Here is a 14470-nt window from a genome sequence, read left to right on the forward strand (position 1 = left end):
TACCGCCATCGGGGGCAAGCCCCCTCCCACATTTATCAATTACTGGCCGCTGTAGATCTGGTCGAAAACGCCGCCATCATTGAAGTGAGTCTTCTGCACCGTGCGCCAGTCACCAAAGGTCTTCTCCACCGACAGGAAGTCGACTTTCGGGAAGCGGTCGGTGTACTTGGCCAGTACTTTCGGATCACGCGGACGCAGGTAGTTGTTGGCGGCGATTTCCTGACCTTCCGGCGACCACAGGTACTTCAGGTAGTCTTCGGCGGCCACGCGGGTGCCTTTCTTCTCGACCACTTTGTCGACCACCGACACCGGCGGCTCGGCTTCGGCGGAGACGCTTGGGTAGATCACTTCGAACTGATCACGCCCGAATTCACGGGCGATCATCTCGGCTTCGTTCTCGAAGGTCACCAGCACGTCGCCGATCTGGTTGGTCATGAAGGTCGTGGTAGCGGCACGGCCACCGGTGTCCAGCACAGGGGCCTGTTTGAACAGTTTGCCGACAAACGCCTTGGCTTTGTTTTCGTCGCCGCCGTTCTTGAGCACATAGCCCCAGGCCGACAGGTAGGTGTAGCGGCCGTTACCCGAGGTTTTCGGGTTGGGCACGATCACCTGCACGCCATCCTTGAGCAGGTCCGGCCAGTCTTTCAGGGCTTTGGGGTTGCCTTTGCGCACGATAAACACGGTGGCCGAGGTGAACGGCGCGCTGTTGTTCGGCAGGCGGGTGACCCAGTTGTCCGGCACCAGTTTGCCGTTGTCGACCAGGGCATTGATGTCGGTGGCCATGTTCATGGTGATCACGTCAGCCGGCAGGCCGTCGATCACCGAGCGCGCTTGTTTGCTGGAGCCGCCGAAGGACATCTGCAGGGTCAGCTTGTCGTTCGGGTGCTCGGCTTCCCAATGTTTCTGGAAGGCGGCGTTGTAGTCCTTGTAGAAGTCGCGCATTACGTCGTACGAGACGTTGAGCAGTGTGACGGGGGCAGCCTGGACGGCGCCCGCCAGGGCAAGGCCGGCGGCCAGGAGAGAGGCGCTAACGAGTTTTTTCACTGCTCATTCCTTGTTGTTCGAGAAGGTTGTCGATTGAGTGAGGGCAATTTGCCAGCGACTATAGCTGGCGCCGCATAGACGTTTAAAGATTAAAACGCACTTTGCTTATTCCACTTTCTTAAAAAGCGCATTGCCACAGCGCGAGCAAAAGGCCGCATTAGGCTCATGGCTGTTTTTCTTGCACACCGGGCATTCGGTTTGCAGTTGTTCACCGCGCATGGCACTGGCCAGTTCGGCGGTAAAAATACCGGTGGGCACGGCAATGATCGAATAACCGGTGATCATCACCAGCGACGAAATCACCTGGCCCAGCGGCGTCTTCGGCACGATATCGCCAAAGCCCACGGTGGTCAGCGTGACGATGGCCCAGTAGATGCCTTTCGGGATGCTGGTAAAGCCGTGTTCCGGGCCTTCGATCACGTACATCAAGGTGCCGAACACCGTCACCAGGGTGCACACGCTGACCAGGAACACCACGATCTTCTGCTTGCTGCCGCGCAGCGCCGCCATCAGGTAATTGGCTTGCTTGAGGTAGGGGCTGAGCTTGAGCACGCGGAAGATCCGCAGCATGCGGATGATGCGGATGATCAGCAGGTACTGCGCGTCGCTGTAATACAGCGCAAGGATGCCGGGCACGATCGCCAGCAAATCCACCAACCCATAAAAGCTGAAGGCATAGCGCAACGGCTTGGGCGAGCAATACAGGCGCAACCCGTACTCGATCAGGAAGATCAGCGTGAAGCCCCACTCGATGTACGCCAGCACATCGGCATAGTTCTGGTGTATCTGGTCGATGCTGTCGAGCATCACGATCACCAGGCTGGCGAGGATGATCAACAGCAGGATGCCGTCAAAGCGCCGCCCGGCGACCGTGTCACTTTGAAAAACCATGACGTAGAGCCGCTGGCGCCAGTCGTTGTTGCTGTCCATAAATCCCGCCCGAATCGAATATCGAGCAAGCCTAGGGGGATTCGAAGGGCCTGTCCATGCGGGGTTTGCGCAGCACTCGGGCGCCTGCGTGCATCAGCCAGCAGGCGAGGATGAACGGTGCGGTCAGCGCGGGCAGGTGCAGGGCGGCAAAGCCTGGCGTGAGGAGGATCGCCAGCAGGAGACCGAGCAGCGGCAGCCAGGGTTGGCCACGCACTTGGCTCAGTGCCACGGCGGCCAACGCCGGGTTATAGCCGTGCAGGCCGAGGAGGGCGCTGGCGGGTTCCTGCAGCCACAGCGCGATCAGCATGCCGGCACTGGCGCCGATCAGGGCCCATACGCAGGCGCGGCGGTTGGCCAGCCACAGGCCCAGTGCAATCGAGGCACCGGCCACGGGCTGATCCAGCAGCATGATTTGCGCCAGGCCGGTGAAGGGCGCGGTGAGCACGGCCAGGGTGTCCGACTCGGTCACGGCAAACGTGCTCGGCGGTACCGTGCCCAGCAGTAACCAGCCCAGGCCGACAAAAGGTGCGGTATAGGCCGGCAAGTCATCGGGCTGGCTGGCGTGTTTCAACCAGTGCCGCGTCAGGATCGCACTCAAGCCGCCGCACGCCAGGATCAGCGGCGGCAACAACGCCGACCAGGCGAAGTGCTGGCTGATCAACACACCCAGCAGCACACCGTTATAGCTATAAAGCCCGGCCTGGCGTTCAACCTTGGGATAGCCCCGGCGATGGGCCGTGAGCAAGCCCGCCACGCCACCGAGCAGCGCCCCGCCCAGCAGGGCCGGTGCGCCGATCAGGATGGCGAGCAGGCACAGCAGGCCACACAGGGGATGGCGTTGCAGGAATATCTGGCTGAAGCCGTTGAGCAGGGCTTCGGCCCAGTCGGGGCAGGTTGGGTTGTGCATGGGTCGAGTTTCTAAGGGGGATCACCACAGAGGATTAGAGTAGGGTTTCGATCCGCAGTGAATTGGTCGACCCCGGCTGCCCGAACGGCACCCCCGCCGTAATCACCAACGTATCCCCACGCTGCGCCATGCCCTGCGCCTGCGCGATCTCCAGCGCGGTGGAACACACTTCATCCACTTGGCGCAGGCGGTCGTTGACCACCGAATGCACGCCCCAGGCCACGCTCAAGCGCCGTGCCGTGGACAGGTTCGGCGTGAGGTTGAGGATCGGCGCCACCGGCCGTTCCCGCGCCGCGCGCAGGCTGGAGCTGCCCGATTCGCTGTAGTTCACCAGCACCGCCACCGGCAGGATGCTGCTGATGCGGCGGATTGCGCAGCTGATGGCGTCCGACACCGTGGCATCCGCCTTGGGCCGGCTGACATCCAGCTGGGCCTGGTAGTCCGGGCCGTTTTCCACTTGGCGGATGATCTTGCTCATCATCTGCACGGCCTCCAGCGGGTACTCACCGGAGGCGGTTTCCGCCGACAGCATCACCGCGTCCGCGCCTTCGGCCACGGCATTGGCGACATCGGTCACTTCGGCACGGGTCGGCGCCGGGGAGAAACGCATGGACTCCAGCATCTGCGTGGCCACCACCACCGGTTTGCCCAGCTGGCGGCAGGTGCTGATGATGTCTTTCTGGATCTGCGGCACGCTCTCGGCCGGCACTTCCACGCCCAGGTCACCTCTGGCCACCATGATTGCGTCGCTCAGTTCGGCGATTTCCCGCAGGCGCTGCACGGCCGAGGGTTTCTCGATCTTGGCCATCAGGAAGGCTCTATCGCCGATCAGCTCACGGGCTTCGCGGATATCCTCCGGGCGCTGCACGAACGACAGCGCCACCCAGTCCACACCCAGTTCCAGGCCGAAGCTCAGGTCGCGCCGGTCCTTGGCGGTCAGTGGGCTGAGTTCCAACAGGGCTTGTGGAACGTTCACGCCTTTGCGGTCAGACAATTCGCCGCCGTTCAGCACGGTGGTGTCGATGGCGTCGGCGTGTTTGGTGATCACCCGCAGGCGCAACTTACCGTCGTCCAGCAGCAGGTCCATGCCGGGCTCAAGGGCCTGGATGATTTCCGGGTGAGGCAGGTTGACCCGGCGTTGGTCGCCGGGTGTTTCGTCGAGGTCCAGGCGCAGGGCCTGGCCGCGTACCAACTGCACCTTGCCCTCGGCAAACCGCCCGACCCGCAGCTTCGGTCCTTGCAGGTCCATGAGGATGCCCAGCGGGTAATTCAGCTGGCGCTCCACCTGGCGAATCCACTGGTAGCGCTGGGCGTGGTCGGCGTGGTCGCCGTGGCTGAAATTGAGCCGGAAGATATTCACGCCGGCTTCCACCAGCTCGCGGATATCATCGATACCGTCAGTGGCCGGGCCCAGGGTGGCGAGGATTTTGACCTTCTTGTCAGGCGTCATGTTTGGCAGTCTCAAGGATCAGGATGGCGCGGAAGTCGTTGACGTTGGTGCGCGTCGGCTCGGTGACGATCAAACCGTCGAGGGCGGCGAAATAGCCGTAGCCGTCGTTGTTATCCAACGCGTCGCTGGCCGACAGGCCGAGCGCTTCGGCGCGGCGGTAACTGCACGGCGTCATGATCGCGCCGGCGTTGTCTTCCGAGCCGTCGATGCCGTCGGTATCACCGGCCAGGGCGTAGACGCCGGGCAGACCTTTGAGGCTGTCGGTGAGGCTCAGCAGGAATTCCGCATTGCGCCCGCCACGGCCATCGCCGCGCACGGTCACGGTGGTTTCGCCGCCGGAGAGGATCACGCACGGCGCCGCCAGCGGCTGGCCGTGCTGGACGATCTGCCGGGCGATGCCGGCGTGCACCTTGGCCACGTCCCGTGCTTCGCCTTCAAGGTCGCCCAGGATCAATGGGCTGAACCCGGCCTGGCGCACTTTTACCGCCACCGCTTCCAGGGATTGCTGGGGGCGGGCGATCAATTGGAAGTGGCTGCGGGCAAGCACCGGGTCGCCGGGCTTGACCGTTTCCGAGGCCGGGTTCTGCAACCAGCTGCGCACTGAAGCCGGGGCGTCGATGTGGTAGCGCTTGAGAATCGCCAAGGCCTGTTGCGAGGTGCTCGGGTCGCCGACCGTGGGGCCGGAGGCGATCACCGTGGCCTGGTCGCCCGGCACATCGGAAATCGCATAGGTGTACACCGTCGCCGGCCAGGCCGCTTTTGCCAGGCGGCCACCCTTGATCGCCGAGAGGTGCTTGCGCACGCAATTCATCTCGCCAATGGTCGCCCCGGATTTGAGCAGGGCTTTGTTGATCGCCTGTTTGTCGGCCAGGGTGATGCCTTCGGCGGGCAGGGCCAGCAGGGCAGAGCCGCCGCCGGACAGCAGGAAAATCACACGGTCGTCTTCGCCGAGGTTGCTGATCAACGCCAGCACGCGCTGTGCCACGGCCAGGCCGGCGGCGTCGGGCACGGGGTGGGCGGCTTCGACCACTTCGATTTTCTGGCAGGGCGCGCCGTGGCCGTAACGGGTGACCACCAAACCGGTGACTTCGCCCTGCCAGCCGTTCTCCACGACCAAGGCCATGGCGGCGGCGGCCTTGCCGGCGCCGATCACGATCACACGGCCGCTGCGGTCGGCGGGCAGGTAGGGTTCGAGGACTTGCCGGGGGTGGGCGGCGTCGATGGCTGTGGCAAACAGCTCGCGAAGCAGGTGTTGCGGATCGACCGACATAAGCGGGCTCCCGGGGGATTCTTGTTATTAGAGGTGAGGCTTGGAATGCGATCAGGGGCTATTTATCGCGAATCGAAAAATTCGCCATATGCTCCAGCCCCTTGATCAGCGCCGAATGGTCCCAGTTACCGCCGCCAATCGCCGTGCACGTGCTGAACACCTGTTGGGTGCCGGCGGTGTTCGGCAGGTTGATCCCCAACTCCTTGGCGCCGGCCAGGGCCAGGTTGAGGTCCTTCTGGTGCAGGTTGATACGGAAGCCCGGGTCGAAGGTGCCCTTGATCATGCGTTCGCCATGCACTTCGAGGATTTTCGACGAAGCGAAGCCGCCCATCAGCGCTTCACGCACCTTGGCCGGGTCGGCGCCGTTCTTGGCGGCGAACAACAACGCTTCGGCCACCGCCTGGATGTTCAGCGCGACGATGATCTGGTTGGCAACCTTGGCGGTCTGGCCATCGCCATTGCCGCCCACAAGCGTGATGTTCTTGCCCATGGCCTGGAACAGCGGCAAGGCGCGTTCGAAGGTCTGCGGCTCACCACCGATCATGATGCTCAGGGTGCCGGCCTTGGCGCCGACTTCACCACCGGACACCGGTGCATCCAGGTACTGCGCGCCGGTCTCGTTGATCTTCGCCGCGAACGCCTTGGTGGCGGTGGGGGAGATCGAGCTCATGTCGATCACCACCTTGTTCGGCGACAGGCCTGCAGCCACGCCGTCTTTGCGGAACAACACGTCATCGACCTGCGGGGTGTCCGGCACCATGACGATGATGAACTCGGCTTCCAGCGCCACTTGCTGTGGGTTGGCCAGGGCCACGGCACCCGCGTCGATCAGCGCTTGCGGGGCCTTGCCGTGATGCTCGGAGAGGAACAGTTGGTGACCTGCTTTCTGCAGGTTGGCGGCCATGGGTTGGCCCATGATGCCGGTGCCGATGAATCCGATTTTAGCCATGAAGAAGTCCTCTTGTTATTACACCGCAGGTCCCCTGTGGGAGGGGGCTTGCCCCCGATGACGGTGTGTCAGGTAAAACAGTACTGACAGACCCGCCGCTATCGGGGGCAAGCCCCCTCCCACATTGGTGTTGCGTAGTGTTGGTTAGATGGCGTTATGGGTCTTGAGCCAACCCAGCCCCGCTTCGGTGGTGGTCAACGGCTTGTACTCGCAGCCGACCCAACCCGGGTACCCGATGCGGTCCAGGTGTTCGAACAGGAAGCGGTAGTTGATCTCCCCGGTCCCCGGCTCGTTGCGCCCTGGGTTATCCGCCAGCTGGATGTGGTTGATCTCTTCCAAGTGGGCGGCCATGGTGCGGGCCAGGTCGCCTTCCATGATTTGCATGTGATAGATGTCGTATTGCAGGAACAGGTTGTCGCTGCCGACCTGCTCGCGAATCGACAGGGCCTGCGCCGTGTTGTTCAAGTAGAAGCCTGGAATGTCACGGGTGTTGATCGCTTCCATCACCAGCTTGATGCCCATTGCTTGCAGCTTTTCGGCGGCGTATTTGAGGTTGGCGACGAAGGTTTTTTCCAGGGTCTTGTCATCAATGCCTTGTGGTCGAATGCCCGCCAGGCAGTTGATCTGGGTGTTGCCCAACACCTCGGCGTAGGCAATCGCCAGCTTGACCCCGGCACGGAATTCCTCGACCCGGTCCGGGTGGCACGCCAGGCCGCGTTCGCCCTTGGCCCAGTCGCCGGCCGGCAGGTTGAACAGCACCTGGGTCAGGCCGTGGGCGTCCAGTTGCGCCTTGATTTCGGCGGAGCTGAATTCATACGGGAACAGGTACTCGACACCTTCGAAGCCGGCATCGGCGGCCGCTTTGAAACGGGCAAGGAAGTCCTGTTCGGTAAACAGCATGGACAGGTTGGCGGCGAAACGCGGCATAAGGTTCTCCTTAATCGAGCAGGGAAATGGCAGTCGGCGCATCGTTGCCGACCAGTGCCAGGTCTTCGAATTCGTTGACGGCGTTGATCTCGGTGCCCATGGAAATGTTGGTCACGCGTTCCAGAATAATTTCAACGATCACCGGCACCTTGAATTCTTCGATCATTGCCTCGGCACGGCGCAGTGCCGGTGCGATCTGGCCGGGTTCGAACACGCGCAGGGCCTTGCAACCCAGGCCTTCGGCGACGGCGACGTGGTCCACGCCATAACCGTTGAGTTCCGGGGCGTTGAGGTTGTCGAAGGACAGCTGCACGCAGTAGTCCATTTCAAACCCGCGCTGGGCCTGGCGGATCAAGCCCAGGTAGGAGTTGTTCACCACCACGTGGATGTACGGCAGCTTGAACTGCGCGCCCACGGCCAGTTCTTCGATCATGAACTGGAAGTCATAGTCGCCCGACAGTGCCACTACCTTGCGGCTCGGGTCGGCCTTGACCACGCCGAGAGCGGCGGGGATGGTCCACCCCAGCGGGCCGGCCTGGCCGCAGTTGATCCAGTGGCGTGGCTTGTACACGTGCAGGAATTGCGCGCCGGCAATCTGCGACAGGCCGATGGTGCTGACGTAGCAGGTGTCTTTGCCGAACACCTGGTTCATTTCTTCATACACACGCTGTGGCTTGACCGGCACGTTGTCGAAGTGAGTCTTGCGGTGCAGGGTGGCTTTGCGTTGCTGACAGTCGTGCAGCCAGGCACTGCGGTCCTTGAGCTTGCCGGCGGCTTTCCACTCGCGGGCGACTTCGATAAACATCGTCAGTGCGGAACCGGCGTCGGACACGATGCCCAGGTCCGGGGTGAAGACGCGGCCAATCTGCGTCGGCTCAATGTCGACGTGAATGAACGTGCGGCCCTCGGTATAGACCTCGACCGAACCGGTGTGGCGGTTGGCCCAGCGGTTACCGATACCCAGCACCACGTCCGACTTGAGCAGGGTCGCGTTGCCGTAGCGGTGAGAGGTTTGCAGGCCGACCATGCCCACCATCTGTGGGTGATCGTCCGGGATGGTGCCCCAGCCCATCAGCGTCGGGATCACCGGGATACCGGTGAGTTCAGCGAACTCAACCAGCAAGTCGCTGGCGTCGGCGTTGATCACGCCGCCACCGCTGACCAGCAGTGGGCGTTCGGCCTGGTCCAGCAGGGCCAGGGCTTTCTCGACCTGGATGCGGGTTGCCAACGGCTTGGCCAGGGGCAGTGGCTGGTAGGCGTCGATGTCGAATTCGATCTCGGCCATTTGCACGTCGAACGGCAGGTCGATCAACACCGGGCCGGGGCGGCCGGAGCGCATTTCGTAGAAGGCTTTCTGGAAGGCGTACGGCACTTGGCCGGGTTCGAGGACAGTGGTCGCCCACTTGGTCACCGGTTTGACGATGCTGGTGATGTCCACGGCCTGGAAGTCTTCCTTGTGCATACGGGCGCGGGGGGCCTGGCCGGTAATGCACAGGATCGGGATCGAGTCGGCCGAGGCGCTGTACAGGCCGGTGACCATGTCGGTGCCCGCCGGGCCCGAGGTGCCGATGCACACGCCGATATTGCCGGCCTTGGTCCGGGTGTAACCCTCGGCCATGTGGGAGGCGCCTTCAACGTGGCGAGCAAGGACGTGATCGATGCCACCCACCTTCTGCAAGGCCGAGTACAGCGGGTTGATCGCGGCGCCTGGGATACCGAAGGCGGTGTCCACGCCTTCACGGCGCATCACCAGGACGGCGGCTTCGATTGCTCTCATTTTGCTCATGATTTTGGTGCCTCTTGCGTTTTGTAATTGTATACAAGTGGTGTCTGACCAAAGTGTATTCACGGCGAGCGGCGTAGGTCAATGCATTTTATAAACTGGCCTTTGCGTTCGTCGGAACGGCTTTTTTCGACGTATGGAGCCTTTGTGCGAAAATATTGTATACAAAATTAAAATCAATTGTGTTCTATTTGTTTGATCAAGCATCTGATCATTCAGACCGCCACGGCATTCCCAATAACAAAAGAAGGACGGCACCATGAGCGCTTTAACCTTGAAACTCGCCACCCAACTGGCCAGCCAGGCCCTCACTGCAGGGCGCACCCTGTCGGCAGCGCCGCTGACCATTGCGGTGCTCGACAGCGGCGGGCACCTGATCACCCTGCAGCGCGAAGACGGCGCCAGCCTGCTGCGCCCGCAGATCGCCATCGGCAAGGCCTGGGGCGCGATTGCCCTGGGCAAGGGCTCACGCCTGCTGGCACTGGACGCACAGCAACGCCCGGCGTTTATCGCCGCGCTGAACAGCCTGGGGCAGGGCAGCGTGGTACCGGCGCCGGGTGGGGTGTTGATTCGGAATCAGGCAGGCGTGGTGCTGGGCGCGATTGGGATCAGCGGGGATGCGTCGGATATTGATGAGCAGTGTGCGATCACGGCGATCGAGGGGGTGGGGTTGATGGCGGATGCGGGGGTGTCTGCTTGATTCGTCGTTGACGATTCGACTTGCCCCCGATTGGCACAGGCGCCACGGTCTATCAGTCCGGCTCACACCCCTTGAGCACCAACCGGATAATCGTCTGCGCCGCCGCTTCGTAATCCGCTTCATCCAACTTGGCCTTGCCGGTCACCGCCGAGATCTGCCAGTCGAAGTCCGCATACGTCTGCGTGGCCGCCCAGATGCTGAACATCAAGTGATTGGGGTCAATCGCCGCGATCAGGCCGCGATCGACCCAATGCTGGATGCACGCGATGTTGTGCTTGGCTTGGGCGTTCAACTGTTCGACCTGGTCGGCGCTGAGGTGCGGGGCGCCGTGCATGATTTCGCTGGCGAATACCTTGGAGGCAAACGGCAGGTCGCGGGAGATGCGGATTTTTGAGCGGATGTAGTTGCTCAGCACCACCGAAGGCTCACCGTCCGGATTGAACGGCGTGGAAGCGGCCAGGATCGGCTCGATAATGCTCTCGAGCACCTCGCGGTAGAGGTTGTCCTTGGACTTGAAGTAGTAATAGACGTTGGGCTTTGGCAGCCCGGCCTTGGCGGCGATGTCGCTGGTTTTAGTCGCGGCGAAGCCTTTGTCGGCAAACTCCTCGCTGGCCGCCCGCAGGATTTTTTCTTTGTTGCGCTCGCGAATGGTGCTCATAAACCAGAGGTTTCCTTGCCAGGACAGGCGGTTGCGCATGGTAGCACCGGCCATCCGCGAGCCTCAACAATGTGCCCGTAAAGCGTTGCTCCGCGCTATGCTCGGCGCCTCCCTCTCTAATGGAAGCCCGATTCATGGCAGGAAGCAGTTTGTTGGTGTTGATCGACGATATCGCCGCGGTACTCGATGACGTTGCCCTGATGACAAAAGTGGCGGCGAAGAAGACCGCCGGCGTGCTCGGCGATGACTTGGCGCTCAATGCCCAGCAGGTCTCCGGGGTGCGCGCAGAGCGGGAAATTCCCGTGGTGTGGGCGGTGGCGAAAGGGTCGTTCGTCAACAAGTTGATCCTGGTGCCGGCCGCTTTGCTGATCAGTGCATTCGCGCCGTGGGCGGTGACGCCGTTGCTGATGCTCGGGGGTGCCTACCTGTGTTTTGAAGGTTTCGAGAAGCTCGCGCATAAATTCCTGCACAGCAAGACCGAAGACCAGGCTGAACGTGCGCAGTTGGTCGAGGCCGTGGCCGACCCGGCCACCGATCTGGTGGCCTTTGAAAAGGACAAGATCAAAGGCGCCATCCGCACCGACTTCATCCTCTCGGCCGAAATCATCGCCATCACCCTCGGCACTGTGGCTGACGCGCCGTTGATGCAGCAGGTGGTCGTGTTATCCGGCATTGCCATTGTCATGACCATCGGTGTCTACGGGCTGGTGGCTGGCATCGTCAAGCTGGATGACCTGGGCCTGTGGCTCACCCAGAAGCCTGGCCAAGTGGCACGCAGTATCGGCGGCGCGATCCTGCGGGCGGCGCCTTACATGATGAAGAGCCTCTCCGTGATCGGTACAGCGGCGATGTTCCTGGTGGGCGGCGGCATTCTCACCCATGGCGTGCCGGTGGTGCATCACTGGATCGAGACGCTCAGCCAGGGCGCGGGCGGGGCGGCGTGGCTGGTGCCGACGTTGCTGAACGGTGTAGCGGGGATCATTGCCGGCGCGGTGGTGCTGGCGATGGTCAACGTGGTCAGCAAGGTGTGGAAAGCGCTGAAGGCCTGATACGGGCGGCAATAAAAAAGGCCATTCAATTGAATGGCCTTTTTTTGTGGCACTTGATTACTCCGCAATCTGCAACTTGCGTGATTCCGTATAGATGTACCGCACCTTCTCATACTCGAACGGCGAGTTCATCTGACCATACCGGAAGCTGGTCTGGTAGCGCTTGTCGACCGCGCGCAGGGCCCAGACTTCCGGGTGGTTGGAGCTGACTTCGGCCACGTTGAGGAAGTTGATCTGGGTTTCGGCGGTGTAATCAACCAGCAAACCGCCGGTGTCGCGCAGGTTCGATGGGCCGAAGATCGGCAGCACCAGGTAGGCGCCGCCGGGCACGCCGTAGAAGCCCAGGGTCTGGCCGAAGTCTTCGCTCTGGCGCGGCAGGCCCATGGCGGTGGCTGGGTCCCACAGGCCGGCGATGCCGATAGTGGTGTTGACCAGCAGGCGCCCGGTGGTTTCCAGGGAGCGGTGGCCCTTGAGCTGAAGCAGGCTGTTCAACAGGTTGGGCACATCGCCCAGATTGTTGAAGAAGTTGCTCACGCCGGTGCGCAGGAAGCTGGGCGTCACATAGGTGTAACCGTTGACCACCGGCAGGAACACCCACTGGTCGAAGCGGTAGTTGAAGTGGTACACGCGACGGTTCCACGATTCCAGTGGGTCGTACACGTTGAGTGCGGTCAGCGACGAACGCTCGAACTCGCGCTGGTCCAGGCCCGGGTTGAACTTGAGCTTGGTCAGCGGTTCCTTGAACCCGTCGGCACCCACGTTGACCGGCTCATGGGCCTTGCTGTTGTCGGCATTGGCCACGCCTGCGCACATCAAGGCGGCAAGCAGCAGAAGATATTTAGCCACGGAAGAACTCCAGCATGGCGTCGGCGTTGACGCGGTAATTAAGGTTGCCGCAGTGGCCGCCCAGCGGGTATACGGTCAAGCGATCGCCGAAGGTTTTACGCAGGAAACCGAGGTCGCCAGGGCCGAGGATTACGTCGTCGGCGTTGTGCATGACGGCGATCTTCGGGTTGGTGTGCAGGTAGTCCTTAAGGGCGTACAGGCTGACCTGGTCGACCAGTTGCAAGAGGCTGCCGCCATCGGAACGGGCTCGCCACATCGGGATCACCTGTTCGGTGAGGTAGCAATCGAAATCACATTGCAGCGCACGCTTGAGGAACGGCGTGAGGCTGGTGCCTTCGGTGATCGGGTACTTCGGCGGGATGATCAAGCCACGGCGGTTGATCAAGTCTGAGGTAAAGGCGATGTCGGCCGCCGAGAAGCGGAACGAGGTGCCGATCAGCATGGCCATCTGTTCGTTGGTCAGGTGCTGCTTGGATTGCTGGAAGTCGTAGAGCAGGGCGTCATTGAGGTCAATGTAGCCCTTTTGCTGGAAGTAACGGGTCAGCTTGTTCAGCACCAGCTCGTAGAAAGTGGTGGTATTGTTGATGCCCTTCACTTCGGTTTGAACCAGCTTGTCGAGGTTGGTGATCGAGGTGTAGAGGTTGACCGGCGGGTTCAGCAGCAGCACTTTCTTGAAGTTGAAGCTGCGACGGGTCTCGTCGAGCTTGCTGACAAACGCCGCATCCAGGGCGCCGAGGCTGTAGCCGGTGAGGTAGAAGTCGGTCACCGGCAGCGAGGCGTTCTGCGCCCGCACGGCCTGCATCACGCGGTACATGTCTTCGGCGTCTTCCTGGGTGATCCCCGGAGTCGCGAAGCGCGAGGCGGCGCTGATGAAGTCGAAGCTGGTGGGCGACGACAGTTGCACCACGTGGTATCCGGCCTGGTAATAGAGCTTTTTCAGGTATTCGTTGATGCTGCTGTCAAACCGCGCGCCGGTGCCCGCGATCAAAAAGATCAGCGGCGCGGCGCGATCCTGCTTGGCGATGCGGTAGGTGAGTTTCTTCACCGCCCAGAAGTTGTCCGGCAGGCTGAACTCGCGCTCGGGGCGCATGTTCAAGGTGTAGTCGGATTGGTTGATCTCGTCATCGTTCGGCAATTTGGGCCGAAGGTCAGGCGGTGTGGTGGCGATAGTCGCTTCAAATGGGTTGGTCAAAGGGTAGCCATAGCTGGCTTGGTCGATATCGACGGCCAGTGCTGACGCACTCAGAAAAAGGCTGCCCAGTAAGGCAGCACAGCGCAAGGAACGGAGCATGACTTAATCCCTAGGAGGAAACGTGCTTAATGAAGTTCGCAGGCTATGACCGCCGTCCTATCGCCGAAGTGCCATCACTCGGCACGAAATGTCGGAAAAAAACGTCGGAATCGGGGTAATAGTAGCCAGACGATACACTTTGACACGTGTAGGTGAACACTAATTGTGTATATGCGCCTTGCTAATGGCCGGCGGGGCATTAAGCTGAGCGCCGTTTTTGCCTATCGGAGTGCCTCATGTCCCGTCGTTTGCCGCTGATTTTGCTGCTTGTTGCACTGCCGCTATGGCTGGCCGCCAGTTACGGTGCGCGCTATGGCTTTATGGAAGATGGCCAGTGGGTCGGTATCTGTGCGGACGAAGCCAGCCGTTGGGAATGCCAGTTGCGTTCGAACCTGGGGTTGATGATCCACTTCAAGGTGCTGGGCTGGGCGGCGCTGATCACGTCGGTGCTGGCGTTTTTCGTGCCGGGTCGTGCAGGGTGGGGTTTGGCGGTGCTGGGGATGGTCTTCGGTTTACCGGCGCTGGCGTTGTACAACACCACGTTTGCGGTGTTTGCGGTGGTGATTGCAGGGTTGCGGTTGGTCAGGAAGCCCCGCGTCGCCTGATAGGGCCTCATCGAGGGCAAGCCCCCTCCCACATTTGGAATGCATTCCCCTGTGGGAGGGG

The 14470-nt window shown here is 61.7% G+C and carries 14 protein-coding genes; 3 read left to right on the top strand and 11 right to left on the bottom strand.

The annotated features are described in order from the left end of the window. Window positions 1-39: 39 nt before the first annotated feature. The 8 genes from ACI512_RS13005 to gcl all read right to left on the bottom strand — a co-directional run bounded on the left by ACI512_RS13005 (window position 40) and on the right by gcl (window position 9263). Entirely contained in the window at window positions 40-1044 is a 1005-nt protein-coding gene (locus ACI512_RS13005) for a sulfate ABC transporter substrate-binding protein (RefSeq protein ID WP_033897617.1), read from the bottom strand. Between the two features lie 105 nt (window positions 1045-1149). After that, window positions 1150-1974: an ion transporter gene (locus ACI512_RS13010; protein WP_236379207.1), complete on the bottom strand. Its 825-nt coding sequence runs from the start codon at window positions 1972-1974 to the stop codon at window positions 1150-1152. Between the two features lie 31 nt (window positions 1975-2005). Then, window positions 2006-2881 (bottom strand): urea transporter, encoded by an 876-nt coding sequence (locus tag ACI512_RS13015; protein ID WP_236379209.1) that lies wholly within the window; start codon window positions 2879-2881, stop codon window positions 2006-2008. Window positions 2882-2915: 34 nt separating this feature from the next. After that, complete coding sequence (pyk, locus tag ACI512_RS13020) at window positions 2916-4331, bottom strand: pyruvate kinase (RefSeq protein WP_046035720.1); 1416 nt, start codon at window positions 4329-4331, stop codon at window positions 2916-2918. Next, window positions 4321-5601 (bottom strand): glycerate kinase, encoded by a 1281-nt coding sequence (locus ACI512_RS13025; protein ID WP_064052893.1) that lies wholly within the window; start codon window positions 5599-5601, stop codon window positions 4321-4323. Before ACI512_RS13025 ends, pyk begins: the two co-directional genes overlap by 11 nt. A 58-nt stretch (window positions 5602-5659) precedes the next feature. Next, entirely contained in the window at window positions 5660-6550 is an 891-nt protein-coding gene (locus tag ACI512_RS13030) for a 2-hydroxy-3-oxopropionate reductase (RefSeq protein WP_236379220.1), read from the bottom strand. Between the two features lie 144 nt (window positions 6551-6694). Next, the gene (gene hyi, locus ACI512_RS13035) at window positions 6695-7477 is read right to left on the bottom strand and encodes a hydroxypyruvate isomerase (protein ID WP_236379230.1); all 783 of its coding nucleotides are present in this window, start codon (window positions 7475-7477) and stop codon (window positions 6695-6697) included. A gap of 10 nt (window positions 7478-7487) precedes the next feature. Next, window positions 7488-9263: a glyoxylate carboligase gene (gene gcl / locus ACI512_RS13040; protein ID WP_012723075.1), complete on the bottom strand. Its 1776-nt coding sequence runs from the start codon at window positions 9261-9263 to the stop codon at window positions 7488-7490. Window positions 9264-9519: 256 nt separating this feature from the next. Here gcl and ACI512_RS13045 point away from each other — a divergent pair, with 256 nt between their 5' ends. Continuing rightward, window positions 9520-9960 carry a heme-binding protein gene (locus tag ACI512_RS13045; protein WP_064052890.1) on the top strand — a complete coding sequence of 147 codons (441 nt, stop codon included), beginning with the start codon at window positions 9520-9522 and terminating at the stop codon, window positions 9958-9960. 52 nt (window positions 9961-10012) lie between these two features. Here ACI512_RS13045 and ACI512_RS13050 read toward each other — a convergent pair whose 3' ends face one another. Beyond that, entirely contained in the window at window positions 10013-10618 is a 606-nt protein-coding gene (locus ACI512_RS13050) for a TetR/AcrR family transcriptional regulator (RefSeq protein WP_012723077.1), read from the bottom strand. Between the two features lie 134 nt (window positions 10619-10752). On the opposite strand from ACI512_RS13050, the gene ACI512_RS13055 reads away from it, so the two are divergent. Then, window positions 10753-11667: a DUF808 domain-containing protein gene (locus ACI512_RS13055; RefSeq protein ID WP_236379231.1), complete on the top strand. Its 915-nt coding sequence runs from the start codon at window positions 10753-10755 to the stop codon at window positions 11665-11667. A gap of 57 nt (window positions 11668-11724) precedes the next feature. Here ACI512_RS13055 and ACI512_RS13060 read toward each other — a convergent pair whose 3' ends face one another. Beyond that, the gene (locus ACI512_RS13060) at window positions 11725-12513 is read right to left on the bottom strand and encodes a VacJ family lipoprotein (RefSeq protein WP_012723080.1); all 789 of its coding nucleotides are present in this window, start codon (window positions 12511-12513) and stop codon (window positions 11725-11727) included. Further along, window positions 12506-13804, bottom strand: a complete 1299-nt coding sequence (locus ACI512_RS13065; RefSeq protein ID WP_046033851.1) for a serine/threonine protein kinase — start codon at window positions 13802-13804, stop codon at window positions 12506-12508. The genes ACI512_RS13060 and ACI512_RS13065 overlap by 8 nt, the downstream gene beginning before the upstream one ends. A gap of 236 nt (window positions 13805-14040) precedes the next feature. Here ACI512_RS13065 and ACI512_RS13070 point away from each other — a divergent pair, with 236 nt between their 5' ends. Next, complete coding sequence (locus ACI512_RS13070) at window positions 14041-14409, top strand: hypothetical protein (protein ID WP_012723082.1); 369 nt, start codon at window positions 14041-14043, stop codon at window positions 14407-14409. The last annotated feature ends 61 nt before the right edge of the window (window positions 14410-14470 follow it).

The organism is Pseudomonas petroselini (assembly GCF_045037875.1).
In the GTDB taxonomy this organism is placed as follows: Bacteria; Pseudomonadota; Gammaproteobacteria; order Pseudomonadales; family Pseudomonadaceae; genus Aquipseudomonas; species Aquipseudomonas petroselini.